The sequence below is a fragment of the Micromonospora sp. CNZ303 genome, assembly GCF_004345505.1.
The window spans coordinates 1-26,640 of the sequence record NZ_SLVT01000015.1 but is presented as its reverse complement, the minus strand read 5'-3'; the positions used below and the strand labels follow the sequence as shown (position 1 = coordinate 26,640).

Below are 26,640 nucleotides of genomic sequence, written 5' to 3'. Positions count from 1 at the left end.
TCATCGCTGGGAAACATTGACGGAAGTCTCGGCCCTGGGCTAGCGTCCCGCTGCAAGAGAGCGCTCTCTGAGACCACTTTCCACACAATTCGCTCGCAGAACGCGCCCGTCCCCGACCGGCGCTCCCCGACCGGAGGCACTGTGACACCTCCTGCGACACGCCGCACCTGGGCCGTGGCGGCCACCTCCGCCCTGGCCCTCGCCCTCGGCGGCCTCGCCGTCGTGACCACCACCCCCGCCCAGGCCGCCACCGTCGGCGCCGGCAGCTACACCACCGACCGCGTGGGCCCCCTGCCCACCGGCTGCGGAGACATGACCACCAACCCCCGGCAGTTCGCCACCGCCGACGCGCCCCCCGGGCCGGTACCCACCAACGACTGGTGGTCGTCGCTGCTGTGGAAGCGGACCAACTGCTCCTACAGCGAGCCGCTGCACGCGCACCCGGCCTCCTACCAGCCGGCCGGCGACGGCCTCGGGATCTCGGCCACCTCCACCCCGACGATCAGCGGCACCGCGACCGGCGTCGGCGAGTTCAAGTACACGTACTCCGAGGACATCCGCGTCGGCATCGCCGCGCTCGCCGCCCCGGTCGTCAAGGTCGACGGCTGGACCGACTGGACGGTCACCCCGTACTGGGCCGACGGCACCCGGACCATGCGGGCCACCATCGGCCACGGGCTGCCGTTCGCGTACTTCCGCACCAGCGGCGGCAACGCCCTGATCAACGCCACCGGCGGCAGCCCCACGGTCTGGTCGAACAGCGGCGCCACGATCGGCTTCACCGTCCGGGGGCACGACTACGTCGCGTACGCGCCCACCGGCGCCACCTGGTCCGTCAACGGTGGACGGATCACCTCCACCCTGGCCGGCAAGGGCTACTTCTCCGTCGCCCTGCTGCCCACCACGCCGAGCACCGACGCCGCGTCCCGTGCCGGGCTGGCCACCACCTACGGCCAGTACGCCCACGCCCACGTCACCGGCACCCGGGTCTCGTACGCCTACGACCAGGCGACCAGCACCGTCAACACCACGTACGCCTTCACCACGACCGCCCGGGAGGGCACGGCGAACCGTACGGTCGTCAGCCTCTACCCGCACCAGTGGCGGTCGCTGACCGGCGCCACCCCGCTGGCGCTCACCTACCCGTCGGCGCGCGGCCGGATGAAGGTGCTCACCGGCGTCGACGCGTTCCGCACCTCGATGAAGTTCAACGGCGTACTGCCGGAGGTCCCCGCCGTCGCCACCGGCACCGGGGCGGACCTGACGACGCTGCGCAACCACCTGGCGGCCGTCCGGGGCAACCCGATGGACCAGCGCGGCACCGACACCTACTGGACGGGCAAGGGCCTGGGCCGGGCCGCCCGGATCGCCGAGATCGCCGACCAGGTCGGCGACGCCGAGACGCGTACCGCCGCGCTGAACGCCATCCGGAGCACCCTCAACGACTGGCTCACCGCCACGCCCGGGGAGACCGAGGGCGTCTTCCACTACGACCGCAACTGGGGAACCCTGATCGGCTACCCGGCCTCCTACGGCTCCGACCAGGAACTCAACGACCACCACTTCCACTACGGCTACTACATCGCCGCCGCCGCCACCCTGGCCAAGTTCGACCCGACCTGGGCCCGGCAGGACCAGTACGGCGGCATGATCGACCTGCTGATCCGGGACGCGAACAACTACGACCGCACGGACAACCGCTTCCCGTACCTGCGCGACTTCGACATCTACGCCGGGCACGACTGGGCCGCCGGACACGGCTCGTTCCACGCCGGCAACAACCAGGAGTCCTCGTCCGAGGGGATGAACTTCGCCAACGCCCTCATCCAGTGGGGGCAGGCGACCGGCAACACCGCCGTACGCGACGCAGGGATCTTCATCCACACCACCCAGGCCGCGGCGATCCACGAGTACTGGTTCGACGTGACGAACGAGAACTACCCGGCGGCGTTCGGGCACTCCACGGTCGGCATGGTCTGGGGTGACGGCGGCGCGTACGCCACCTGGTTCAGCGCCGACCCGGAGATGATCCAGGGCATCAACATGCTCCCGGTCACGGGCGGGCACCTCTACCTCGGGCAGTACCCGGCGTCCAACCGCGCCAACTACCAGGAGCTGGTGCGCAACAACGGCGGCGAACCGACGGTGTGGCAGGACATCCTCTGGCAGTTCCTGGCGCTCGGCGACCCGGACGCGGCGCTGGCGAAGCTCCGCGCGAACCCCGGGTACACGCCGGAGGAGGGCGAGAGCCGGGCGCACACCTTCCACTGGATCCGCAACCTCGCGGCCCTCGGGACGGTGCACACCCCGGTCACGGCCAACCACCCGCTGGCGGCGGTGTTCCAGCGCAACGGCGCGCGCACCTACGTGGCGAGCAACATCACCGCCGCGCCGCTGACGGTCACGTTCTCCGACGGCACCCGGCTCGCCGTGCCCGCCGGGAAGACGGCCACCAGCGGGGCGTACACCTGGAGCGGTGGCACCGCGACCGGCGGGGTGTCGGGCACGAACCCGCCCACCACCCCGCCGCCGACGACGCCCCCGCCGACGACGCCGCCGCCCACTACCCCGCCGCCCACCACCCCGCCGCCGTCGTCGGACTTCCCCACCCGGTACCTGCTGCCGGGTGGCGGGCTGGCCGCGGCCGGCAGCCCGGCGACCGTCACGGTGGCCGGCGCGGGTGGCGCGAACCGCGACGGCACGCCGACCAACCCGCAGGTGTTCACCGCCACGGGCCTGGATCTGGCGTACGGCGGCGGGCAGACCACGTTCGACCTGTTCCTCGACGCCGGCAACGCGGTCGGCAACGGGGTGCAGGTGCGGGTCTCCTACGACCTGACCGGCAACGGCAGCTGGGAGCGGGTGGAGACGTACCGCTACTTCGCCACCGACCCGGTTCCCGGGTACGAGCGCTACACCCAGCAGAGCGGCCTGCACTCCGCCACCGGCGCCCTCGGCAGCCTGTCGAACGGCACCGTGCGGGTGGAGGTCTGGTCGGCGATCGGGAACAACCCGACCACCCTCGGCATCGGCGACAGGTCGCTGGTGAAGCTGCCGCACTCCTGATTCCGTACGCCTCCGCGCCGCCGGTCGTCCGACGACCGGCGGCGCGGGGGCGTATTTTCCATGGCATGAGCGCCCGGGACCCCATCGCCGACCTGCGCCGGATCGCCTTCCTCCTGGAGCGGGCGAACGAGGCGACCTACCGGGTCCGGGCGTTCCGCTCGGCGGCCACGGCCCTCGGCGCGCTGCCGGGGAGGGAGCTGGCCGAGCGGGCCCGCACCGGCAAGCTCACCGAGCTGTCCGGGGTCGGCGACGTCACCGCCCGCTGCGTGGCCGAGTCGCTCGCCGGCGAGGAGCCGGTCTACCTGCGTCGGCTGCTCGCCACCGAGGGCACGGACCTGGACGAGGCGGCCACCGCGTTGCGTACCGCGCTGCGCGGCGACTGCCACACCCACTCCGACTGGTCCGACGGCGGCTCACCCATCGAGGAGATGGCGCTCGCGGCGGTCGAGCTGGGCCACGAGTACGTGGTGCTGACCGACCACTCGCCCCGCCTGAAGGTGGCCCGGGGGCTGACCGCCGACCGGCTGCGTAAGCAGCTCGACCACGTGGCGAAGGTCAACGAGGCGCTGCCGGAGGGCTTCCGCATCCTGACCGGCATCGAGGTGGACATCCTCGCCGACGGGTCGCTCGACCAGGACGAGAAGCTGCTGGCCCGCCTCGACGTGGTGGTCGGCTCGGTGCACAGCGGCCTGAACGACGACCGGGCGAAGATGACCCGGCGGATGCTGACCGCGATCGCGAACCCGCACCTGGACATCCTCGGCCACTGCACGGGACGGATGGTGTCGTCCCGGCCGGCGGGGGTGAAGGGGCCGGGAGACCGGGCGCACCGCCCGCGTACCCGGGCGGAGAGCGACTTCGACGCCGACGCCGTCTTCGCCGCCTGCGCCGAGCACGGGGTGGCCGTCGAGATCAACTCGCGCCCGGAGCGGCAGGACCCGCCGAAGCGGCTGATCCGCCGGGCGCTGGAGGCGGGCTGCGACTTCGCCGTCAACACCGACGCGCACGCCCCCGGCCAGCTCGACTGGCAGCGGTTCGGCTGCGAGCGCGCCGCCCTGTGCGGGGTGCCCGCCGACCGGGTGGTCAACACCTGGGACGCCGACCGGCTGGTCGACTGGGCCCGCTCCGCCCGCTGAGGTCCTGGCTGCTCGCCCTGACTGCTCGCCCTGGCTGGCGGCCGACCTCACAGGCGGTCCGGCCGTCACTTACGGGCGGCGGAGCGGTGACCGCGCCTGGACGGGTGCGAAGCGGCAGCGCGTGCGGCAACGAACTGCGCCGCTCCTGAAGGTCGCCGGCCCACGGCATGTCCCGCCACGTCCACGAGTGGAACACCATGGCTGTCAAAGGCGGGCGTTGACACCCATGGTGTTCCACCCGTCCGCCGAGACGGCAGGCGGCAGGCGGCGCGCCGGACAGCAGGCGGCGGACGGCGGACGGCAGGCGGCGACGGGCGAAGGCCGGGTGACGGGCGGGATCGCTCAGCGGCGGGCAGCCGGCACGGACGGCGCGGCCTGCGCGGCGACGCCGGCCGGCACGACGGCAGCGGCCGGCGCGACGGCAGCGGCAGCGGCAGCGGCAGCGGCAGCGGCAGCGGCAGCGGCAGCGGTCGACTCGATCACGCCGGCGGGCGCGGACGGCTCGGTGAGGCCAGCGGGTGCGGGCCGGCGGCGGCCGATCAGGCCCTGCGAGATGGCGACGCCGAACAGCACGATGAGCGCGCCCACCGGCTGGTGCCAGGTGAGCCGCTCGTCGAGGGCCAGGGCGCCGATCACCACCGCGAACACCGGCACCAGGTAGGTCACGGTGGAGGCGGTGCTCGCCCCGGCGACCCGGATGTTGCGCAGGTTGATGACGAAGGCGAGGCCGGTGCCGAGCGCCCCGAGGGCGAGCACGCTGGCGAGCACCTCGGCCGAGAGGCCCGTCGGGGCGGGCGGCGCCCCCGCCACCAACGGCGCGACGACCGCGAGCTGGGCGGTCGCGACCAGGAGCTGCGCCGCCGAGAGCGAGAGCCCGGAGTGCGTGCTGCCCGCGACGAACTTCTTCTGGTACGGGATGGCGACCCCGTAGCAGGCGGCCGCGCCCAGGCACATGAGCTGCCCGGTGAAGTGGGCGCCGCCCACGCCCTGCCATACCCCGAGCACCACCAGCACCCCGGCGAAGCCCAGCGCCATCCCGACCGCCCGGCGCGTGGTGAGCCGCTCGGTGCGGAACACCAGCACGGCCAGCGGCAGCACGATGAGCGGGGTGGTGGCGTTCCAGATGCCCGCGAGCATCGACTCGACGCGCTGCTCGCCGTAGCCGAAGAGGGTGAACGGCACGGCGACGCCGAACGCGGCGGCCACGGTCAGGTGCGCCCACACCCGGGGCTCGGCGGGCAGGCGGTCGCGGAGCACGGCGAGCACCAGCAGCAGGGTCACCGCGCCGGCGGCGACCCGGTAGAGGGTGAGGTGTAGTGGATGCAACTCCCCGATGCCGATCTTGATGAACAGGAAGCTGGAGCCCCAGATGGCGGCCAGCGCCAGGAACCCGGGCAGCCAGCTCCGCAGCGCCGCCCGGTCAGGAGTGGAATCCACTGTCACCCCTGACACTCTGCCGCAGCCGTACGACGAAGTCCCGCGACTTTCGGACGCCGTGTCGACCACCACAGAAACCGCCTGGCGCCAGGGCGGGCGGCGGGCGGCGGCTCTCGGCCGACCTGCCGTTCCCGATCGACGTCGACCCCGCCGACCTGCTGCCCTGAACACGCAGAACGCGTTCGACAACTTGACGGTGCCCTCACGTAGGGTCGCAGCGTGGGACGAATCGATGACCTCGCGAACCGCTACGTGGCCGAGTGGGCGCCGCTGAGCCCGATCGGCGCCACCTACGTCGGCATCGCCGGCTACGACGACCAGCTCGACGACCTGTCGCCCGACGGATACACGGCCCGCGCGGAGCTGATCCGGCGGACGCTGGCCGACCTGGAGGTGACCGAGCCGGAGTCGGAGGCGGAGCGGACCGCCAAGGATGCCATGCAGGAGCGGCTCGGCCTCGACCTCGCCCGCTACGACGCCGGCGAGGCGAGCAGCGAGGTCAACGTGATCTCCAGCGGCCTGCACGAGGTCCGCATGGTCTTCGACCTGATGCCGACCGAGGGCGACGACGCCAAGGCCCACGTGGCGGCCCGGCTCAACCGCTTCGCGAGCACCCTGGAGGGTTACAAGGCGACGCTGCGCGAGGCGGCCGCCGCCGGCCACGTCAGTGCCCGGGTCCAGCTGGTCGAGGTCGCCAAGCAGTGCGACATCTGGGTCGACCCGGACGGCGACAACTTCTTCCACGGGATGGTCGAGCGGCTGGGCGCCGACGGCACCCTCGGCGCCGAGCTGCGGCGGGGCGCGGCGGCGGCCACCGCGGCGACGGCCGAGTTCGGCCAGTTCCTCCGCACCGAGCTGGCCCCGCTCGGCCGGGAGAAGCAGGCCGCGGGCCGTGAGCGCTACGAGCTGGCCTCGCAGTACTTCCTCGGCGCCAGGGTCGACCTCGACGAGACGTACGCCTGGGGGTTCGAGGAACTGGCCCGGCTGGAGGCGGACATGCGCGCGGTGGCCGGCCTGATCGTCGGCCCCGGCGCCACCATCGACGAGGCGGTCGAGGCGCTGGACGCCGACCCGGCCCGGACGATCCGGGGCAAGGAGGCGTTCCGGGACTGGATGCAGGCGCTCGCCGACAAGGCCATCGGCGACCTGCACGGGACCCACTTCGACATCCCGGAGCAGGTACGCCGCATCGAGTGCTGCCTCGCCCCGACCAGCGACGGCGCGATCTACTACACCGGCCCGAGCGAGGACTTCTCCCGCCCGGGGCGGATGTGGTGGGCGGTGCCGCAGGGCGTCACCGACTTCTCCACCTGGCGCGAGGTGACCACCGTCTTCCACGAGGGCGTGCCGGGTCACCACCTCCAGGTCGCGCAGACGGCCGTCCGGGCCGAGCTGCTCAACCGCTGGCAGCGCCTGCTCTGCTGGGTCTCCGGGCACGGCGAGGGCTGGGCGCTCTACGCGGAGCGGCTGATGGACGAGCTGGGCTACCTGGAGGACCCGGGCGACAAGCTCGGCATGCTCGACGGGCAGGCGTTCCGGGCCGCCCGGGTGATCGTCGACATCGGCATGCACCTGGAGCTGGAGATCCCGAAGGACAACCCGTTCGGCTTCCACCCCGGCGAGCGCTGGACGCCGGAGCTGGGCTGGGAGTTCATGCGGGCGCACTGCCGGGTGCCGGAGGAGAACCTGCGTTTCGAGCTGAACCGCTACCTCGGCTGGCCGGGGCAGGCCCCCTCCTACAAGGTGGGCGAGCGGATCTGGCTCCAGGCCCGCGACGAGGCGAAGGCCCGCAAGGGCGCCGACTTCGACCTCAAGGAGTTCCACCGGCAGGCGCTCGACCTCGGCTCGCTGGGGCTCGACCCGCTGCGCAAGGCGCTCGGCCGACTCTGAGGTCGGCGGTGCGGGGCCGGCGGGACGCCGGCCCCGCACCGTCGGTGGTGGTGGGGTGAGGTCAGGAGAGGGTCAGCTTCAACGCCGGCGTGGCGGTCAGCGTGTCGCTGTCGACGAACGCCAGTTCCATGACCGGCTCGGTGAAGGTGATCGGAACAGGTGACGTGATCGGCAGGCCGTCGGGGAACGGCAGGTCCGGGGTCAGCGTGATCTTGACGCCGAGCAGCCGCCCGACGAACCGGGTGGCATAGAAGGCGACGTCCCCCCGGACCGTCAGCCGGTCCGTGGCGAACCGCATCGTCCGGCCGGCCGGCGCGGGCGCGCGGAGCAGGAAATCGTCGGTGACCGCGCGGTCCATGGAGAACTTCAGTGCCTTCAGGCTGCCGTCGGCGGTGGGCAGGTCGACGATGCCCTCGAACCGCAGCCCGTCCATGGTCACCTTCGAACCGGTGAGCTTCGACGGGACCGCCGCCACCACCGGCTGTCCCGGATCGGCGGGGATCCGAGGCAGCGGTTCGCCCGCCACCACCTGCCCGGGTCGGCTCGGCTCCGGGCCGGCCGGGGCGCACCCCCGGCCGGGAGCCGCAGGCCGACCCGGGGCCGAGGCCGTGGGACGGACGCTCGGCGTGGCCGAGGGACGGACGCTCGGCGTGGCCGAGGGACGGACGCCCGGCGAGGCCGTGGGACGGACGCCCGGCGTGGACGACGGCGTCGCCCCGGGGGCCAACTCCTCGTCGTCCTGCCAGCCGCGATCGAAAAGGTCACCGATACCGTCGAGGATGTCGCGCCCGGCGTCGCCTCCGCCGCCCGTAGACGAGGACGGGCCGGGGGCGGTCGGGGCCGGCGTCGCGCCCGGCGTCCCGGTCGGGGCCGGCGTCCCGGTCGGGGCCGGCGTCCCGGTCGGGCCCGGCAACGCGCCCGGCGTGCCACTCGGCGCGGGTCGCGTTCCGCCCGGCGTGCCGCTCGGGGCCGGCTGCGTTCCGCCCTGGCCGGGAGTTGTGGTCGGGCAGGCGGGAGTCGGCGGCGCCACGGCGCGCACCGGCGTCGGCCCGGGCGCGGCGAGCGCCACGGCGGCGGCAAGGCCGAGCAGCACCGGCAGCACCACGTACGGACGGGGGTCGCGCGGCCTCGCGTCGCATCGCATCGACCCGGCCGCCGGCATGGCATTGGCAGGTCTCGTGCCGGCCGGCACGGCGCCGGTAGGCACGGCCAGCACGGGCTCGGCGGGGCCGACGGCGGCGGACACGAGTTCGGCGTCCGACCGCTGCGGATCGTCGGTCGTCACGTACGCCTCCTGGCGGGCCAGAGGGGACGGAGCTGGAACGGGCCCACGGAGCACAAGCCGCGGTCCCGGAATTCAGGTCAGAAGAGCGTGGCGCTGCGGATGCCCGAGATTGCCACGGGGTGGGTCGTCCCGTCGGACACCAGCAGCGCGGCGAAGCGCCGCCACCGGTGGCGGCCCGGGTCGTCGAACCGGTCCTGCACGGTTCCTCCCCTCAGGGATGGCGCGCGGGTCACCGGTCGATCGGCGACGGCCCCGTACCGGGCTGCCACAGTTACCGGCGAGTAGGAACTGGGACGATGATGCCGCGCGAGGACGCAGGTCACAAGGCCCGGATTGCCGACCGCCACAGCCAAGGTCACGCGGAGTAGTGAGCCAACGCGACCGAACCCCCGCATCCATGGACATTGATCAATGATTCTCGCGCAAACCGGGCACGCCACCCTTCGCGCACGACCGTCCGTGACGAGCCGCGATTCAGGTTACGGTTCAGTAACGGCGAGGCCTCCCGCACAACAGGCCGCCACCGTCGCCCCCGGACGGGGGACGACGGTGGCGGCCTGTCAACTGCTGCCGGTGACCGACGCCCGCACCTGGACGCCGACCGGAGTGTCCGCTACCGGTGTCCGGCCTCGCCGTCGCGCACGGGCGCCCCGGAGGTGACCTGCTCGGACGACGCCCGCTGGGCGGGCGCCGTGGCAACGTCGGCGTCGCCGTCGGCGCGGTGCCGCGCGGCGGCGGTGGCCCGGCGTCCGGCCAGCACCAGCCAGAGCCCGATGATCAGCGCAAGAGCGCCGACGACCGTCAGCACGAGCGGAATGGTCCGACCGATCAGCAGCAGCTTGTCCCGGTTGTTCCCGGCAGACTCGACGCTGTTGGCGATCGTCTGGTCGGTGTAGACGAAGTCGCCGTCCAGCAACGGGGTGCTCGCGCCCTGGTCCGGCACCAGCGTCTTCTTCTGCTGCTCGCGCACCTTGACGAAGTTGCCGCTGACCGGCTCGACCCAGATGGTGCGGGTGTTGCTGTACATCACCTTGCCGCTGCTCGCGCCCGGCGCGAACGCCCCGAGCAGGGCGCCGACCCGCTCGGCCGGCATGCCCAGGTCGGTCTCCTCGATGACCTGCTGGAACCGGTACGCCTCCGTACCGTTGATCTTCTCGGTGCCGTCGAAGCGGATCGGCAGCGCCTTGCGCAGGTCACGGTCGAAGTACTCGTAGTCCTTCCGCTCCGTGTTGAACGGGAACTTGTAGGTCTGACCGCCGAAGGTGACCTCGCTCGGCCCCTCCGGGCCGTCGGCCTGGAGGAACTGCTTGTCCCAGTCGACCGCCGCGGCGGTCTTCCGGTCCAGGGCCAACTCCGCGGAGTACTGGCTGATCACCTCGCCGGTCTGGACCCACTTCACCGTGCCGTACGCGCCCCAGACGACCGCCTTGCCCTCCAGGTCGCCGGTCATCTCCGCCTCGGTGCTGCCCGCCTGCGGCGCCACCTCGGTGGTGGACTCCAGCCTGCCGGTCTGCACGGTCGGCGGGGCGTCCTTCTTGAGCTGCAGGAACTTGGCGTTCTCCGCCACCGCGACGCTCGGCTTCAGGCAGCCCTCGGGCTTGCCCTCCGCATTGCACAACTTGAGGTCGTACGGCAGTTTCGTCACCGTCGGTGCCACGAAGAACGCCGCCCCCGCGGCGAGCACGAGACACAAGACGCCTATCCCGAACAGCACGGCGCCCAGACGAGCCTTCACTGATCCTCCTAACAAAGACAGTCAGCCGGTGTCCGGCGAGCGGTCCTGTCCCTAAACTTGGCCGCAGGTTACTCCCGGGTTACATATTCACGCGACCCTCTGGACGGTTGATGTCTGCCCCAACTCCGGATCACGACCTCCGCCGACTGCCCGCGCTGGACGCCGTACGGGTGATCGGCGCGCTGGCCGTCGTCGGGCACCACGTCGGATTCGCCACCGGTGCCAACACCGGCGACTCGGGGCTGGGCAGCTGGTTGTCCCGCCTCGACGTGGGCGTCGCCGTCTTCTTCGTGCTCTCCGGCTTCCTGCTCTTCCGTCCGTACGCCCACTCGTCGGCCACCGGGCAGCGGTCCCCCTCCGCCCGGCGCTACCTGTGGCGCCGCGCCACCCGCATCCTGCCCGCCTACTGGCTGACCGTGGTGGTCTGCCTGCTGGTGCTGCCGCAGAATCAGCCGGCCTCCGCCGGCGACTGGTGGCGGCACCTGACGCTGACCCAGATCTACGAGCCCCGGCAGTTGCGCCACGGCCTGAGCCAGACCTGGAGCCTCGCCACCGAGGCGACCTTCTACCTGCTGCTGCCGCTGCTCGCCGTGCTGCTGATGCGGCGGCGCTGGCGGCCCGGCCGGTCCACCGTCCTCATCGTGGCGGCGGGGCTGGCGATCACCGTCGGCTGGGTGGCCCTGATGGGAACAGGCCTGCTCGACCTGGGCCTGCACACCATGTGGCTGCCCTCGTACGCCGGCTGGTTCGGCGCCGGCATGGCGCTGGCGACCGTCCACGTGTCGCTGCGCACCGGCACCGGTCACCGCTGGCGGTGGCTGGACGACCTGGGCGCCGCACCGCTGGCCTGCTGGTCGGTCGCGCTGGCCGCCCTGGCCGTGGCCACCACGCCGATCGTGGGGCCCCGCGACCTGGCCGAGCCCACCGCCGCCGAGTTCGGGCTGAAGATGGCGCTGTACGCCCTGGTGGCGGTGATGGTGGTGCTGCCGGTGGCGTTCGGGCCGGCCACCCGCACCAAGGCCGTCCTCGGCGGCGCCGTCGGCCGGTGGCTCGGCCGGGTGTCCTACGGGCTGTTCCTCTGGCACCCGTTCGTGCTGGAGGGGGTCTACATCGTGGGCGACCGGCCGAACTTCACCGGCGACACGGGCGAGATCTTCCTGCTCACCGTCGCCGGTGGGCTGGTCCTCGCCGCCGTCAGCTACTACGCCGTCGAGCGCCCCTTCCAGCGCTGGAACGCCCCCCGGCCGCGTCGGCGCGGGAGCACGAGGGAGAACCAGAGCACCGTCACGGCGGCGACCGCCGCCAACTGAGGCGCCGCGTCGGTGTGCCCACCCCGGGTCACCGCGTACCAGCCGGCCAGCGCGAAGCAGGTCACCGGCAGCCAGCGCCCGGCCACCCGGTACAGCCGGCGCAGCCCGCGCCGGTCCGGTGGGTGCAGGTGCGGCGTCAGCGCGTGGCCGGCCACCACGCCGGCCGCCGCCAGCAGCGCCACCGCGACCGCGGCCAGGCCGCCGACCAGCAGCAGCGCAGTCCCGCCGAACAGCAGGGCGAGCAGCCGGTGCCGGCGTCGACGCGGCGGCCCCGTCGCCGGCGCCGGCACGCCCCGGCTCGGGATCAGGGCCGCCAGCGCGACCCCGCCCAGCGCGATCGCGCCGGCGCCCAGCGCCAGGGCGTACCCGTCGTCCGGGGCGAACCGCAGCAGCACCTCGCCGGAGAACCCGGCCGGCACCAGCCAGCCCTGCTGCCAGCCGTCCACCACGAACGGGGTGAGTCGCTCGCCGCCGGCGGTGGCCTCCCACCCGGCGTTCGCATTCTCCCGCAGGGCCAGCACCCGCTGGCCCGGGTACCCGTCCAGGTGCAGCGACCGTCGGGTGGCCGACCAGCCGTCCACCCGGACGGGGGTCTGCACGGCGTCGGGGACCTGCGCCGAGCCGGCGACGCCCGCCGAGCCGGCCGCGCTGCCGTCGGTGGGCCCCGGGACCACGGCGTGCGGCGTCAGGACGAGCCGGGTGGGCGTCGCCAGGCGGCTCGCCGCCGCCACCACCCGCACCTCTGCGCCGGCCAGCGGCAGCGGATCCTTCGCTCCGGCGTCACACAGGAGCGCGTCCACCTCGCGCAGCTCCGCCAGCTCCCGCCGGCTGGCGACCAGCGCCGTCCGGCGCCGCACGGCGCCGACCTCGACGGTGGGCCCGCTGCCGCAGGGGAGCGTGACGCGCGCCTCCGGGTCGTTGCGGGGCACCGGTCCGTCTGGCAGCACGGTGAGCTCGCCGACGCCGACGGGCAGGCTCTGTGACAGCCGCCGGTACGGGTCGAAGGTGTTGGCCGGCACCACGTCGGAGATCAGCACGGTGATCTCGTCCGTCTTCAGCGGCCGGTCGAAGACCAGGCTGCCGCCCTCGTCGAAGACGCCGCCGCGCATGCCGCCGTCTCCGATCACGGTCGCCTGCCACGGGCGGGCCGCCGCCGCGGTGGGCGGCAGGGTCACCTTCAGCCCGGCGATCTGGCGGGCCTTCGGCCAGGTCAGGCGCAGCCACGGCTGCCGGTCGGAGCTGGCGGCGTACCAGGTCGTCGCCGGGTCGCCGTCGACCACCGCGCCCGGCCGGGCCGCGGGGTGGGAGACGCCGACGCTGGAGGCGGCGACCACCGGGGTGACCCCGCGCGCGACGGCCGCCGCGCCACCGCCGTCGAGCAGCGCGTTCAGCGCGCCGCCCGCACGCGGGCGCACCCGTAGCGCGACGTCGTAGCCGGCGGCGACCGGCAGGCTCAACGTCCGGTCGATCCGGTCGCCGTCCTCGGACTCCCGGACGAGCCCGCCGTCGCAGATCGGCCGCCCCTCGTCGAAGACGCAGGGGGCGGCACCGGCGGCGGCGGTGAGCACCACGGAGGCCGGGGCGGCGGTCGCCGGGGGCGCCGGCACGGCCAGGGTGCGCTCGGCCCGCACGCCCGGGATGGTGATCTCGGCGATGCCGACGCCGCCGAAGCCGGCCCGGATGTCGAAGACCTCGTCGATGGAGATCCGCACCCGCCGGGTCGGATAGCCGGCGGGCACGGTGACCTGCACGCTCTGGCCCGGGTTCTCCACCACCGCCTGCTGGTTGCCGGCGCTGACGGTGATCTTCGTGGGCAGGGAGTCGGCGCCGGTGTCGAAGACGATGCCCACCTCGCGGACCACCTGCGGCTCGGTCAGCTCCACCTCCAGCCACTGCGCGGTGGTGACCGTCCCGGGCGCCGAGCGCCAGGCGGTGGCGAGGTTGCCGTCGAGCGCCGCGTACGGCTGGTGCGCCGGCCGGCCGCCGACCAGCGGCTGCGCGTCGGACCAGGAACTCGACGCGGTGACCGACCCGATGCCCAGGTAGCGCACGGTGGTCGCCTGGCCCTCGCCCCACGGCGGCAGGTAGTCCCGCGCGGGCGCACCGAGCCTCGCCTCGTCGGCCGACGTCATGGTCGCCGAGGCGTTGTCGTGCGGCTGCCCGAACGCGACCTCGCGCCGGCGCATCCCGTCGGTGAGCACCACCGGGCCGTCGGCCAGTCCCGCCGGCCGGTCCCCGGCGAGCACCGTCGGGGCGTCGGAGAGCCGGCCGGCAGCGGCGATCTGGAGCAGCGACTCCGGCCCGCCCACCACGGTGGTCAGGCCCTTCGCGTCGTACGCGACGACGGGGCTGACCGGCTGGGCGACCTCGTACACCTCCAGGGCCCGGACCTTCACGTCCAGCCCGTGGTCGACGAAGTTGCCGGGCAGTTGGCCGCCGCCGACCTCCGGTCCGAAGGCCCGCACCGGGCGGATGCCGGGCGAGCGTTGCAGTGCCTGCCGGACCACCACCGGTTGGGTGGCGCCCGAGCGCCCGTAGTCGAGGTCGGAGCGGAGCAGCAGGTACCGCACGCCGGAGCGGGCGAGCAGGTCGGCCAGCCCGGCGGAACCCTCGCCGTTGGCCAGCGCCGACTCGACGGCGTCGAGCAGCCGGATCGTGCCCGGCGGCGTGAGCGGCACCGAACTGCGTACCGCCCAGGGGCTCTCCAACAGCGGTTGGGTGACCTCGTCGCTCGGGCTGCCCCACAGGTAGCGGGGGAAGCGGGCGGCGGGCACCACCAGCACCCGGTCGTCGCCGAGGTTGCTGTCCAGCCAGGAGGTCGCCTGGTGCCAGTAGCCGGGCACCTCCCGGAAGCTGCCCTGCGCGGGCAGTCCGGCGGCCAGCGCCGGGGCGGCCACCCCGGCGACCGCGACGAGGGCGGCGCCGGTGACCAGCGTGGCGCGCAGCCGCACCGGCTGGAGCAGGCGGGGCAGGCCCGGGTTCACGTCGGGCCGGTCGCCCGCGCGGGCCGCCCGTGCCACCAGCCCCAGCAGGTGGGCGAGCCCGAGGATGAGCGGCAGTCGCAGCACCACGTCGAACTTGTGCACGTTGCGCAGTGGCGCGCCGGCCGCGTCGAGGAAGTCCCGCTGCGTCTGGGCGCCGAACCCGTCGACAGCGCCGACGTGGCCGAGCCCGACCAGGGCCAGCCCGACCAGCAGGCCGGTGACCAGGAAGCGCCGGTGCGGCATCCCGCGCCGGGCCAGGCCGGCGAGGCCGAGGCCGGCCACCACCAGGGTGGCGATCACCAGCGGCTGCTCGGTGGCCAGCCGCCAGCCGGCCGACCAGGGCGGCCCGTACGCGCCGTTGAGGTACGCGTGCCAGTGCGAGGCGCCGCGCAGCACGGTGGTCATGTCGGTGGGGGCCGTGGTGACCGGCGCCGTCTCGATGTAGTCCAGGAACGGCGGACTGTACCGGCCCAGCAGCAGCAGGGGCACCAGCCACCAGGCGGTGGCGGCACCCACCGCCAGCCCCCAGGCGACGAGCGCCCGGACCCGCAGCCGGAACGGGTGCAGGCCGACCAGCCACAGACCGGCGAGCGGCACGACGGCCAGCACCGCCGTCGCGTTGACGCCGCCGGCGCACGCCACGACCAGCGCGGACAGGGTCACCGCCCGGCGTACGGAGCCGCCTCGGGCCAGCCCCACCAGGGGCACCAGCACCCAGGGTGCGAGGGCGCTCGGCCAGGCCTCCACCGAGATCGGGCCCAGCTCGGTGACCAGCCGGGGGGAGAGCGCGAAGGCCACCCCGGCGAGCAGGCGGGCGGCCGGCGTGCCGATGTGCAGCCGCTCGGCCAGCCGGACCACGCCGGTGCAGGCCACCGTCATGACCAGCGCCCACCAGAGCCGCTGCACCACCCAGGCCGGGATGTCGAGCACCTCGCCGAGCAGGAAGAACGGGCCCATCGGCCAGAGGTAGCCGTACGCCTGATTCTGAAGCTGGCCGAAGGTTCCGTCCGGGTCCCAGACGTGCAGGGCGCGGCTCAGCCATCCGGCTGGATCGACCGCCAGGTCCACCTTGGTGTCGATGACGATCATGCCCGGGTCCTGGAGGAACGCCAGGGCCGACAAACCGAGACAGACCGCGACCAAGCGCAGACGCCACACCCTTCTCGATGTGGCGTCCGGTCGGTCGGTCAGCTCCGGGCGGGCCGGCGCCTGCTGCATTTCGCCTCCGATCGGGCATTGCGGGGGCCGTGACGAAGCCCATAGTGTGACGCGACGCGAAGACTACTCGGCAGTAGGAGTAAGTGTGGAAGCACCGCCTGCCGCCACCCGGCACGTACTTTTCCTCAACTGGCGCGACACCCGGAACCCGGAGGGCGGCGGTTCCGAGGTGTACGTCGAGCGGATCGCCGGTGAACTCGTACGCCGGGGCCACCGGGCCACCCTGCTCTGCGCCACCCACTCCGCCGGCCCCGCCGAGGAGGTCACCGCCGCCGGCGTACGCGTGCTGCGGCGCGGCGGCCGGCACACCGTCTACCTGCGTGCCGCGCTCGTCTACCTGGCCGGCGCCCTGGGCCTCGGGCCGCTGACCCGGCGCCGGGGCGGTCGCCCCGATCTGATCGTGGACGTCGGCAACGGCCTGCCCTTCCTGTCCGCCCTGTACGCCCGCCGGCCGGTCATCGCACTCGTGCACCACGTGCACCGTGAGCAGTGGCCGGTGGTGCTGGGCCGCTGGCTGGCCGGCTTCGGCTGGTGGGTCGAGTCCTGGCTCGCCCCGCGCGTCTACCGCCGCTGCCAGTACGTGACCGTCTCGGCGGCCACCCGGCGGGAACTGGCCACCCTCGGCATCGACCCGTCCCGGGTCGCCATCGTGCACAACGGCACCCCCGACATGACAGTGGGGCCGGTGCCGCGCACCCCGCAGCCGTCCCTGGTGGTGCTCGGTCGGCTGGTGCCGCACAAGCAGGTCGAGCTGGCCCTGCACGCGGTTGCCGGGCTCACCGGCGAGCTGCCGGGGCTCACCCTCGTGGTCGCCGGCCAGGGCTGGTGGGAGCCGCAGCTGCGCCAGCTCGCCGAGGAGTTGGGCGTCACCGACCGGGTCCGGTTCACCGGCTTCATCAGTGACGCCGAGAAGCGGGAGCTGCTGGCCAGCGCCTGGGTCGCGCTCACCCCCTCGCTCAAGGAGGGCTGGGGGCTGACCATCGTGGAGGCCGGGGCGGTCGGTACGCCGACGGTGGCGTTCCGCGGTGCCGGCGGAGTCGAGGAGGCGCTCGTCGACGGCGAGACCGGCCTGCTCGCCGACGGTGTCGACGACTTCGTCGCCAAGGTGCGACTGCTGCTGACCGACGACGCTCGGCGCACCGCGATGGGCACGGCGGCGCGGGCGCACGCTGCCCGCTTCACCTGGCCGATCTCGGGCGAAAAATTCGCGGCCCTCGTGACGAGGGCCGCGAACGTTCGGAGCGTGGTGCCGGCGGAGCAGATGGAACCGGTGGAGCCGTCCTACCTCGTGCCGTAGACCAGCGGCTTGTTGGCGCCGCCGCCACCGCCGTCCGAGCTGGTCCGCGCGGCCTGCTCGGCCTTGGCGGCCTCGGACGACGAGGTGCCGGTGAGGGTGGTGGCCAGCGCCACCGACCCGAAGACGCCGAGAGCGACCGCGATCACTCCGGCGAGAACCAACGAGAGAGCACTGCGCATGGTGCTGACTTCCTCCTCGTGAGCTGCGTGCGCGGGACGTTACCACCAAGTAGCGTCGGTGGGGAGGGCCGCGAGGACGATCGATTCCGGCCTGGCAGGGGGAATCCCTCGGCAGCTCACCGCGTGCCGGCGCCGTTTGCGGCCGGGTTCTCGTACAGGGTCAGGTCCTCGCCCGCGTACACCTCGCGGAGCCCGACCAGCGTCGCCGGGTCCGTCCGCTGCCCGCCGGCCACCCGTTGCACCACCACCCAGCGCACCCCGGTGGCCCGCACCGGGGCACCGGAGTCGAGCGCCTGCCGCACCTGCGCGACGCGCCGGTTCTCCCCACTCACCTCGCTCGTGCCCACCCAGAGCGTGTCGTCGACGAGGACCTCGGCGTCGACGTAGCGGGGCAGCGGGTCGAGCGCCGTCCGGCCGCCGTTCCAGGGATACGCCCGGTAGGAGCCCAGTGGCAACGAGAGCACCTCGCCCGGCTGGCCGTCGAGGCGGGCGGCGACGGCGTCCCAGTCCGCCGGATAGGCCACCGGCCGCAGCCGGCCGGCCGCGCCGAACGCCAGGTCCGGCAGGACCACCACCGGCAGCGCCAGCGCCCCGGCCAGCACCGCGCCCGCGCCGGCCCGCCCGACCCGGCCAGCCGCCCCGGCCAGCCGTTCCGCGCCGAGCGCGAACCCCACGGCCACCAGCAGGGCGTACGGGACGAGGAACTTCTGCCCGTCGCGCAGCACCCCGGCTCCCGGCACCGTGGCCACCAGCCACTCCAGCGACGCGCCCAGGCCGGGCAGCACGCCCAGGGCGGCGAGCAGGAACCCGCCGGCCGCCAGCACGGCCAGCCGGCCGCAGAACCCGTCCGGCCACCGGTGGCGCAGCGCCCGGTAGCCGAGGACCGCCAGGGCCAGCACGACGGCGGTGGCCAGCGGCGCCAGCGGGGACGACCGGCTCACCGGTGTGGTCTGCGCGTTCCAGATCCCACCCGTGCCGGCCAGGGCTCCGAGCGCTCCGCTCCAGTTCTCCGCCCGCGCCGCGAACGCCGCCACCCCGTCGGGGTCGGTCCGGGCGTCCGCCCTGGTCAGGGCGGCGGCCACCAGCCAGGGGGCGTTCAGCAGCAGCACCACCGCGATCGCGATCGCGCCGACCCGGCCCCCGCCGCGCCGGGGCACCAGCACGACGGTGGCCGCCAGGGCGATGAGGCCGCCGGTCGGGGTCACCGCGGCGAGGGCGGCCGCCAGCACCAGCAGCGGCAGCGCCCGCCGTTGACCGGCCCGCAGCCGGATCACCGCCAGCACCAGCCAGGGCAGCGACGCGTAGGCCAGGAGCAGGCCCCAGTGCCCGATCAGCAGCCGCTCCGCCAGGTAGGGCGTCCACCCGTACCCGACGGCGGCCACCAGCCGGGTGACCGGGTGCCGGGCCGGCACCAGCAACCCGGCGCCGACGGTGGCGAGCAGCAGCACCGCGACCAGCGCCAGCCGCTGCACCAGCCAGCCGGGCACCGCCTGGCTCGCCAGCGACACCAGGGCGTCCAACGGCACCGCCCGGGGCAGCGAGTCGGACGGGGCGACGAGTTCGGCGCGCCACGGCTGGTGCGGCACGAAGACCATGTCGTAGCTGAGCACGTAACCGGGTGCCGCCAGCGGAGCCAGCACCAGCAGGGTGACGGCCAGCCCGAGCCCGACGAGCATCGACCTCTCCCGCAGGGTTGACCTCCTCATTACGCTGACCGGCGTGGCACCGGCGTGGCGCCACTGTACGCGCGCCCGTTGCACAGCCGGGAGTGCCGGCGACACGGGACGGTTGATGGGTACGGATTCGGAGAAGCCCGGCCGCGCGACCGGGCTCGGCACCGCCGGCGTCGCGGTGACGCTCGCCGGCGTGTTCGTCAACGGGCTGGCCTACGTGGTGCCCGTCCTCGGCGCGCGGCACCTCGATCCGGCGGAGCTGAGCGCGCTCGCCACGCTCCTGGCGCTGGCTGCGATCGGCGGCGTGGCCAGCACCGGGCTCCAGATCGCGGTCGCCGTGCACCGGGCCCGGCACGGTCGCGCCGCCACCGCCCGGCCGGCCCTGCTCACGGTGCTCGTCACCGCCGCGCTGCTCGCCCTGACGCTGCCGGTGGCCGCCGTCCAACTCCGGCTGACCGCCCCGGCGGTGCTGCTGCTCGGCGTGCTGACCGTGGCGGTCGTGGCGGCCGGCCGATGGCTCGGCGAGTTGCAGGGCGACCAGCGCTTCCTGCGGCTCGCCGGCGGCATGGCGCTGCTCGGCGCCGGTCGCTACGGGGGCATGGTCGCCGGGCTCTCGCTCGGCGGCGGGCTCACCGGGTCGCTGCTGGCCGGCGCGCTCACCTCGGTGCTGGTGCTGGCCCTGCTGGTGCGCCTCAACCGGGGCGCCGGCATCGACCCGGCCGTGCCCTCCCTCGCCACCCGGACGGTGCTCACCGCCAGCGGCGCCACCCTGGCGATGCTGGTGGTCTCGTACGCCGATCTCCTGCTCGCCCGCCGCTTCCTGCCGCCGGACGTCTCCGGCACCTACGCCGTCGGCACCGTGCTGACCAAGGGGGCGCTGTGGGCGCCGCAGGTGGTGACCGTGCTCGTGCTGCCCCGCCTGGCCAAGGGGGACCGGCGGGCCCTGGTCGCCGCGCTGGCCCTGGTCGCCGGCGCCGGGGCGGTGCTGGTGCTCGGTTCGGCGCTCGCGGGCGGGCTGGCCTTCCGCCTGGCCGGCGGCCCCGACTACGCCGCGGCCGGTCGTTACGCCCCGCTCTTCGCCGCCACCGGCGCCCTGTACGCGGTCGTGTTCATCCTGGTCAATGCCCGGGTCGCGGCGTCGGTCCGGTGGCCCGCCGCGCCGCTGTGGACGGCCACGGTGATCTTCGTGGCTGCCGTCGCGACCGTCGTGCCGCGGACCGTCGCCGGGATCGCCGGGGCCGCCCTGGCGACGGCGGCGGTCACCGCCGTCGCCACCGGACTCCTGACATTGGCCCACGAACGGGGCAGCAGGTCGAAACGCACCCGTACGGCCACTACCACCCAAGCGGGAGGACATGTCACAGTGCGGGACGGATAACCAGGAGACGGGGGTTTCTGGTGAGCGTCGGCACCGCCACGACCGGGTCCGGTCCAGGGAGAGCCCGCACCCACGCCCGCTGGCTGCTCGTTCTCTACGCCACCGCGCTGGCGCTCACCCTGACGGCCGGCGTACCGGGCCGGGCACGGGCCGAGGGCGGCATGTCGGCCGACCGGCTCACCGCCCTCTTCGAGCGGTACGGCGACACCTCCGGCCGGTGGAACGGCGCCGACCGGACGGCCTCGGTCCGGCTCCCCGACGGCCGGCTCCTCTGGCTCTTCTCCGACACGTTCCTCGGCCCTGTGGGCCCGGACGGTTCCCGCCCCCGCACCGCGTCGTTCATCAACAACTCGGCCGTGGTGCAGCAGGGCGACGAACTGCGCGAGACGGTGCACGGCGGCACCGTCGAGGACCCCGCCTCGCTCGTGCCGCCGCCGGCGGCCGACCAGTTCTACTGGATCGGCGACGCCCAGGTCGTCGGCGAGACCCTCCAGGTGCTGGTCAACCGCTACCGCCGGACGGGCGACGGCCCGCTGGACCACGTCCTGCTGGGCACCTCGCTGGCGACGTTCGCACTGCCCGGCATGACACCCACAGCGGTCCGGCCGCTGCCGCTGGGAGAGCGCATCTCGTGGGGCTCCAGCCTGCTCCGCGATGGCGGACACACCCTGATCTACGGCACCGAGGCGAGCGGCGAGACGAAGTTCGCGCATCTCGCCCGGGTCGCCGGGACCGACCTGAACGGCCCGTGGGAGTTCTGGACGGGCACCGGCTGGGCGCCCGCGGCGGACCGGTCCGCCCGCATCCTCAGCGGGGTCGGCACGTCGTACGGGGTGCAGCGGGTCGGCGACCGGTACGTGCTCGTGACCCACGAGAACAACCTGGTGTTCAGCGCCGACGTGGTGGCGTACACGGCGGGTGGGCCGACGGGTCCGTTCGAGGGGCCGGACTACCTGCACCGCGCGCCCGAGACGGACGCCGGGCATCTCGTCTACGACGCCGACCTGCACCCCGACCTGGCTCGTCCGGGCAAGCTGCTGATCTCCTACAACGTCAACAACGTCGACGACGCGGTGACGTACGCCGACGCCGGCCTCTACCGGCCGCGCTTCGTCGAGGTCGACTGGCCCCGCCCCCGGCCGGACCGGGCCGACGTGCCGCCCGCGCCGGCGGCAATCACGGCCGAGGCGCGGGGCGCGGGCAACGCCGAGCTGCGGTGGCGTCCCGTCCCGGTCGATGACGAGCTGCGCTACCTGGTGCACCGTCGGAACGTGACCGCCGGGCAGACCCACTTCGTGCGGATCGGCGAGCCGTCCGCCGAGCCCCGCTCCTCGGCCGACTTCCTGGTCAACGGCCACGAGTACGAGTTCCGGGTGACCGCCGTCGGTCGGCGGGGCGAGGGCCCTCCCTCGCCGGTGGCGCGGATGACCGCCACCGTGCCCCCGCCCCCGCCGCCGAGCGGGGTGCGGGCCGAGGCCGGCCGCACCGGGGACGTCGCGGTGCACTGGGAGCCGGTCCCGTTCGTCCAGGTGTTCCGGCTCTACCAGCGTGACGTCACGGCGGGGCAGCGGAAACCGGCCCTCGTCGGCACGTTCACCGGCACCAGCGCCACCGTCGGCTCGCTGTGGCACGCCCGGACGTACGAGTTCACCGTCGTCGCGGTCGGCGGCGGCGGGGACAGCCCGCCCTCGACGCCCGTCCGGGCCACCGCTTCGGTCAGCCCGCCGGCCGCGCCGGCCCGCCTGACCGCACAGGCCCAGCCGGACGGCGACATCCGGCTGGGCTGGGCCAACCTCGGTCCCGGCGTCTCCTACCGGGTCTACCGGCGCGACGTGACGGCGGGCCAGAGCCGACCCGGCCCACCCGCACTCGAGAGCCGACCGAGCCACCTCGCCCGCCACCTCGAGCACGGCCACGACTACGAGTTCACCGTCAGCGCGGTGGACCGCGACCGCGAGGGACCGCTCTCCCCGCCGGTGCGGGCCCGGGCGACCTTCAGCGCGCCGAAGGTGGTGCCGACCGATCTGCGGGTGACGAAGGTCGGCACGGCCGAGGTGGAGCTGACCTGGCGCTCGACCAGTCCCGGCGGGTGGCACCGCGTCTACCGGCGGGACCTCACCGCCGGGGAGCGGGAGTTCACCGAGGAGGAGGTGCCCGTGCAGGGCACCGAGGCCACCATCCGCCAGCTGCGCAACGGACACGAGTACGAGTTCGTGGTCGCCGCGGCCAACCAGGCCGGTGCCGGGCGGCAGAGCAGGCCGGTCCGGGCCATCCCCCGGCTGCCCACACCGGCCGGGCTGGCGGCGACGGCGGCCGGCAACGGCGAGGCGCGACTGAGCTGGCGTCCGGCGGGGCCGGGCCTCGCCTACCGCGTCCAGGTCCGCGACGTCACGGCCGGCGGGGAATGGCGGACGGACCCGGTGCCGGTGGGTGGAACGGACTTCACCGCCGTGCTGCTGGTCCGTGGGCACCGCTACGAGTTCCGGGTCGCCGCCACCGACGGCATCGACACCGGCACGCCGTCCGCGCCCGTCGCCGTGCTCGTCCGCTGAAACACCGGCGGTGGGCACGGCGCGCTGGGGGAGCTGGCCAGGTCAGGCCCCGGCCGTCAGCCAGGAGTGCAGCAGGTGGTGGTCGATCGAGTCGGCGCGGCCCAGCGGCCGTCCGGCGGCCGCCCGCTCGCGCAGCTCGTCCCGGGTGAACCAGCGCGCCTCCAGCAGCTCCTCGCCGTCCACCCGCACCTCCTCGGACGCGGAGGTGGCCCGGAAGCCCACCATCAGGCCGGCCGGGAACGGCCACGCCTGCGAGCCCACGTACGCCAGGTCGGTCACCGTCACCCCGGCCTCCTCCGCCATCTCCCGCCGGACGGCGTCCTCCAGGCTCTCGCCCACCTCTACGAAGCCGGCGAGCGTCGAGTACGCCCCCTCGGGCGCGCCCGCATGCCGGGCCAGCAGGCAACGGTCGGGGACGCCGGGCGCCTCGATCAGCACGATGACGGCCGGCTCGATCCGGGGAAAGAGGAGCCGGCCGCAGTCCGCCCGCGCGCACGACCGGACGTGTCCGCCGCCCCGGGCGACGGTCGACGCCCCGCACGTGCCGCAGAAGCGCTGCTGCCGGTGCCAGTGCAGCAGCCCCCGCGCGTACGCCTGGACGGCCGCCCCGGCCGGGTCGAGCCGGCCGACCAGCGCCCGGACGTCCACGGCGGCGCCCGCCGCCGCCACCTCGACGGCGGCGGCCTCGGGCAGCCCGGAGAGGTCGACGGCGAAGACGGCCGAGCCCTCGTCCATGCCCAGGAAGACGGTCTCGTCGGCGACGGTGAGCGCCTTGGCCGCCCGTTCCCCGGTCAGCCGCACCGGCACGTCCCCCGCGACCAGGCAGCGGTCCCGCCAGAGCGGCAGCAGGGTGCTCGCCGGGTCCGCCAGCAGGGCGGCGAGCCGCTCCGGGTCGGCACGCAGCTCCCCCGCCCGGTCCAGCCAACCGCCCCCGTACGCCAGGACCGCCTCGTCCGCTCCCATGTTCCCTACCGTGCCATGCCCGCCGCCCCGCCCGGCCACCGGCCGGTGTCCCCCGACACGCCGGGCGACACGCCGCGAGCGACGGGTGGGGCGCTGACTCCCGCCCCGCCGGGGCGCCGGTTACCGTAGGTGTCTTCCGGGAGGAGGCGCGCTCCCCCGTTGTGGTACGTCCGATCGAGGTGACCGTGACGCTGTACGGCGAGAAGACTCCACCCGCCGACGACCGGCCCACCGTGCAGGTCAAGGCTGTGACCTGGCCCGGTGACGAGCCGGAGCCGGTCGCGCCGGCGGGCGGACCGGGCGGGTCACGGTCCCGCCGGGTCCGCCTGCTGCTGGCCGCCGGGGCCGCCACGGCGGTGCTGGCCTCCGTGGCGGGGGCGGGCGCCTACGCGTATGCCGGTGACGTGCCGCGCGGGACGACGGTGCTCGGCGCGGAGCTGGGCGGCCGGAGCCGCGCGGACGCCGCCCGGGAGTTGCGGACGGAGCTCGAACGCCGCGCCGCCGCGCTCAACGCCCCGCTGTCGGTACGCGTCGGCGAGCGGACCGCCACGATCGACTCGGCCACCGTCGGCCTGGCGGTCGATGTCGACGCCACCGTGGCGGCGGCGGCCGAGGCCGACGCGCACGCCGTCGACCGGCTCGTGGGGTCCCGGGCGGTGCAGCCGGTGGTGACCGTGGACGCCGCCCGGCTCGACGCCGCCCTCGAGAAGGTCGTCGGCGACCAGGGCCGGAAGATGACCATGCCGGCGATCACCTGGAAGGGCACCACGCCGAAGGCGGTGCACCCGAAGCCGAGCCTCGCCCTCGATCCGGAACGCTCCGCGCAGGTGGTGCGGGAGGGCTGGCTCGCCGGCCAGCCGGTGACCGTGCCGCTGGTCGAGTCCCACCCGGCGACCACCGCCGAGGAGGTGGACCGGCTGGTCGCCGAGCTGGCGAAGCCGGCCGTCGCCGCCCCGGTCACGCTGACCACCGGCAAGGGCTCGGTGCAGATCCCGCCGAAGGCGATCGCGCGGAGCCTGCGGTTCACCGCCGACAAGGCCGGCAAGCTGACCCCGCAGGTCGACGTGAAGCGGCTGCGGGCCGCGCTCGGCGACGACCTCGCCGCGATCGAGGTGCCGCCGAGGGATGCCCGGATGACCATCTCCGGCGGCAAGCCGAAGGTCGTCGACGGCAAGCCCGGGCAGCAGCTCGACAGTGCGGCCCTCGGCCGCGACCTGCTCGCCGTCCTGCCGAGGGCGGACGACCGGAAGGTCACCGGCGAGCTGAAGCCGGCGGAGCCGGAGCTGACCGCGGCGAAGCTGGGCGGGTTGGGCATCAAGGAGCGGGTCTCCACCTTCACCACACACTTCACCGGTGGGCTCTCCTCGCCGCGCAGCCAGAACATCGTCACGATCGCGAAGGACGTGGACGGCACGGTGGTGCTGCCCGGCGAGACGTTCTCCCTCAACGGGCACACCGGCGAGCGCGGCTACGCCCAGGGCTACCGGGACGCCCCGGTCATCCTCGACGGCAAGCTGGTCCCGGGGGTGGGCGGCGGCACCTCGCAGTTCACCACGACGCTGTTCAACGCGACGTACTACGCCGGGCTGGAGGACGTCGAGCACAAGCCGCACTCGTACTGGTTCAGCCGCTACCCGGCGGTCATCGAGTCGACCATCTTCTGGCCGGACCTGGACTTCAAGTTCCGCAACAACACCGAGCACGGCGTGCTGATCGACACCTCCTACACGTCGAGTTCGATCACCGTGTCGATCTGGAGCACGAAGATCTGGGACAGCGTGAAGACCGAGTACACCCCGCGCCGCAACATCACCCAGCCGAAGACGGTCTACCTGGAGCCCGGCCCCACCTGCATCCCGGCCGGCGGCAGCCAGGGCTTCACCCAGGACGCCTACCGGGTGTTCAAGAAGGACGGCAAGGTCGTGAAGCGGGAGAAGTTCACCTGGCGCTACTCCGCCGAGCCGCGCTTCATCTGCGGTCGCGAGCCGTCCTGACGGCCGCCTGACTACCGCTCAGGGAAGCCCCGCCGGCGACGTCGCCGGCGGGGCTTCCCCATGTCGTACGCGCACCGCGTCACGGCCCTCGTAGGTGCCGAGTTGACGTGGTCGCGGCTGTCGGGGAAGGCCAAGCCGGTCCCCACCCGGCGAACGACCTGGGGCCACCCGCGCTGGTTGGCAGCGACCGGCAGGGCCGTGAGCAGGTCACCGGCCAACCGCCGCGCGGCCGCATGGGGCTCGGGGCGAATTAGGTCGGGCGAACCTGACCGCCCGTCGCCACCAGAAATGTCGGGGCTCTCGCCGTGGTCGTTGGTCCCGCTGAGTGCGTGCCGCCGTGAGTCGGTGTACCCCTCGGCAAGCTGCTCCGGTAAGTGGGGCGTCAGCGGGGTTGGCGGCGGCGGAGCGCGGCGGGTGGCTGCTCGTGAGCCCCAAAATGGGCCGTAACGCAGTTCAGGGCCACCCCGAAGGGTGGCCCTGAACTGAAAGATTGTCCGGCGGTGTCCTACTCTCCCACACCCTCCCGAGTGCAGTACCATCGGC

The 26,640-nt window shown here is 74.2% G+C and carries 15 protein-coding genes and 1 pseudogene; 8 read left to right on the top strand and 8 right to left on the bottom strand.

Annotated features, from left to right (window positions below; all coding sequences use genetic code 11):
* Nucleotides 1-141 precede the first annotated feature (141 nt).
* Both EV374_RS22250 and EV374_RS22245 read left to right on the top strand, forming a co-directional pair.
* Complete coding sequence (locus tag EV374_RS22250) at nucleotides 142-3,066, top strand: glycosyl hydrolase (RefSeq protein ID WP_207914461.1); 2,925 nt, start codon at nucleotides 142-144, stop codon at nucleotides 3,064-3,066.
* 65 nt (nucleotides 3,067-3,131) lie between these two features.
* Entirely contained in the window at nucleotides 3,132-4,202 is a 1,071-nt protein-coding gene (locus EV374_RS22245; protein WP_132238423.1) for a PHP domain-containing protein, read from the top strand.
* A gap of 342 nt (nucleotides 4,203-4,544) precedes the next feature.
* Here EV374_RS22245 and EV374_RS22240 read toward each other — a convergent pair whose 3' ends face one another.
* On the bottom strand, nucleotides 4,545-5,645 hold the full coding sequence (locus tag EV374_RS22240; protein ID WP_132238421.1) for a DMT family transporter: 1,101 nt from the start codon (nucleotides 5,643-5,645) through the stop codon (nucleotides 4,545-4,547).
* A gap of 213 nt (nucleotides 5,646-5,858) precedes the next feature.
* Between EV374_RS22240 and EV374_RS22235 the strand changes: the two genes are divergently transcribed.
* Nucleotides 5,859-7,529 (top strand): DUF885 domain-containing protein, encoded by a 1,671-nt coding sequence (locus EV374_RS22235; RefSeq protein ID WP_132238419.1) that lies wholly within the window; start codon nucleotides 5,859-5,861, stop codon nucleotides 7,527-7,529.
* A gap of 61 nt (nucleotides 7,530-7,590) precedes the next feature.
* Here EV374_RS22235 and EV374_RS22230 read toward each other — a convergent pair whose 3' ends face one another.
* The 3 genes from EV374_RS22230 to pgfA all read right to left on the bottom strand — a co-directional run bounded on the left by EV374_RS22230 (nucleotide 7,591) and on the right by pgfA (nucleotide 10,549).
* Complete coding sequence (locus tag EV374_RS22230; RefSeq protein ID WP_132238417.1) at nucleotides 7,591-8,814, bottom strand: hypothetical protein; 1,224 nt, start codon at nucleotides 8,812-8,814, stop codon at nucleotides 7,591-7,593.
* Between the two features lie 77 nt (nucleotides 8,815-8,891).
* Nucleotides 8,892-9,014, bottom strand: a complete 123-nt coding sequence (locus EV374_RS33550; protein WP_486485892.1) for a hypothetical protein — start codon at nucleotides 9,012-9,014, stop codon at nucleotides 8,892-8,894.
* Nucleotides 9,015-9,427: 413 nt separating this feature from the next.
* The gene (pgfA, locus tag EV374_RS22225) at nucleotides 9,428-10,549 is read right to left on the bottom strand and encodes a cell envelope lipid trafficking protein PgfA (protein ID WP_165947874.1); all 1,122 of its coding nucleotides are present in this window, start codon (nucleotides 10,547-10,549) and stop codon (nucleotides 9,428-9,430) included.
* Nucleotides 10,550-10,659: 110 nt separating this feature from the next.
* Between pgfA and EV374_RS22220 the strand changes: the two genes are divergently transcribed.
* The gene (locus tag EV374_RS22220) at nucleotides 10,660-11,859 is read left to right on the top strand and encodes an acyltransferase family protein (RefSeq protein WP_132238413.1); all 1,200 of its coding nucleotides are present in this window, start codon (nucleotides 10,660-10,662) and stop codon (nucleotides 11,857-11,859) included.
* On the opposite strand, the gene EV374_RS22215 is transcribed toward EV374_RS22220, so the two are convergent.
* Nucleotides 11,751-16,061, bottom strand: coding sequence for an alpha-(1->3)-arabinofuranosyltransferase (locus EV374_RS22215; RefSeq protein WP_132238411.1), 4,311 nt, complete (start codon nucleotides 16,059-16,061; stop codon nucleotides 11,751-11,753). The genes EV374_RS22220 and EV374_RS22215 overlap by 109 nt on opposite strands.
* 85 nt (nucleotides 16,062-16,146) lie before the next feature.
* On the opposite strand from EV374_RS22215, the gene EV374_RS22210 reads away from it, so the two are divergent.
* On the top strand, nucleotides 16,147-17,358 hold the full coding sequence (locus tag EV374_RS22210; RefSeq protein ID WP_486485891.1) for a glycosyltransferase family 4 protein: 1,212 nt from the start codon (nucleotides 16,147-16,149) through the stop codon (nucleotides 17,356-17,358).
* Here the strand turns inward: EV374_RS22210 and EV374_RS22205 are convergent.
* Both EV374_RS22205 and EV374_RS22200 read right to left on the bottom strand, forming a co-directional pair.
* Nucleotides 17,343-17,537 (bottom strand): hypothetical protein, encoded by a 195-nt coding sequence (locus EV374_RS22205; RefSeq protein WP_132238409.1) that lies wholly within the window; start codon nucleotides 17,535-17,537, stop codon nucleotides 17,343-17,345. The genes EV374_RS22210 and EV374_RS22205 overlap by 16 nt on opposite strands.
* Nucleotides 17,538-17,677: 140 nt before the next feature.
* A pseudogene (locus EV374_RS22200) lies at nucleotides 17,678-19,243 on the bottom strand (MmpA family trehalose lipid delivery protein); the annotation flags it as partial.
* Between the two features lie 85 nt (nucleotides 19,244-19,328).
* On the opposite strand from EV374_RS22200, the gene EV374_RS22195 reads away from it, so the two are divergent.
* Together EV374_RS22195 and EV374_RS22190 are read left to right on the top strand one after the other, a co-directional pair.
* Nucleotides 19,329-20,588, top strand: coding sequence for a polysaccharide biosynthesis protein (locus EV374_RS22195; RefSeq protein ID WP_132238405.1), 1,260 nt, complete (start codon nucleotides 19,329-19,331; stop codon nucleotides 20,586-20,588).
* A 20-nt stretch (nucleotides 20,589-20,608) separates the two neighbouring features.
* Nucleotides 20,609-23,140 (top strand): fibronectin type III domain-containing protein, encoded by a 2,532-nt coding sequence (locus tag EV374_RS22190; protein ID WP_132238403.1) that lies wholly within the window; start codon nucleotides 20,609-20,611, stop codon nucleotides 23,138-23,140.
* 42 nt (nucleotides 23,141-23,182) lie between these two features.
* Here EV374_RS22190 and nudC read toward each other — a convergent pair whose 3' ends face one another.
* Entirely contained in the window at nucleotides 23,183-24,103 is a 921-nt protein-coding gene (gene nudC, locus EV374_RS22185; RefSeq protein WP_132238401.1) for an NAD(+) diphosphatase, read from the bottom strand.
* A gap of 179 nt (nucleotides 24,104-24,282) precedes the next feature.
* On the opposite strand from nudC, the gene EV374_RS22180 reads away from it, so the two are divergent.
* The gene (locus tag EV374_RS22180; protein WP_132238399.1) at nucleotides 24,283-26,097 is read left to right on the top strand and encodes a VanW family protein; all 1,815 of its coding nucleotides are present in this window, start codon (nucleotides 24,283-24,285) and stop codon (nucleotides 26,095-26,097) included.
* Nucleotides 26,098-26,640 lie beyond the last annotated feature (543 nt).

Coding starts and splice junctions, on each gene's coding strand:
- EV374_RS22245 (WP_132238423.1), top strand. CDS start 3,132: ATGAGCGCCCGGGACCCCATCGCCGACCTGCGCCGGATCGCCTTCCTC.
- EV374_RS22220 (WP_132238413.1), top strand. CDS start 10,660: ATGTCTGCCCCAACTCCGGATCACGACCTCCGCCGACTGCCCGCGCTG.
- EV374_RS22215 (WP_132238411.1), bottom strand. CDS start 16,061: ATGCAGCAGGCGCCGGCCCGCCCGGAGCTGACCGACCGACCGGACGCC.
- EV374_RS22205 (WP_132238409.1), bottom strand. CDS start 17,537: ATGCGCAGTGCTCTCTCGTTGGTTCTCGCCGGAGTGATCGCGGTCGCT.
- EV374_RS22195 (WP_132238405.1), top strand. CDS start 19,329: ATGGGTACGGATTCGGAGAAGCCCGGCCGCGCGACCGGGCTCGGCACC.
- nudC (WP_132238401.1), bottom strand. CDS start 24,103: ATGGGAGCGGACGAGGCGGTCCTGGCGTACGGGGGCGGTTGGCTGGAC.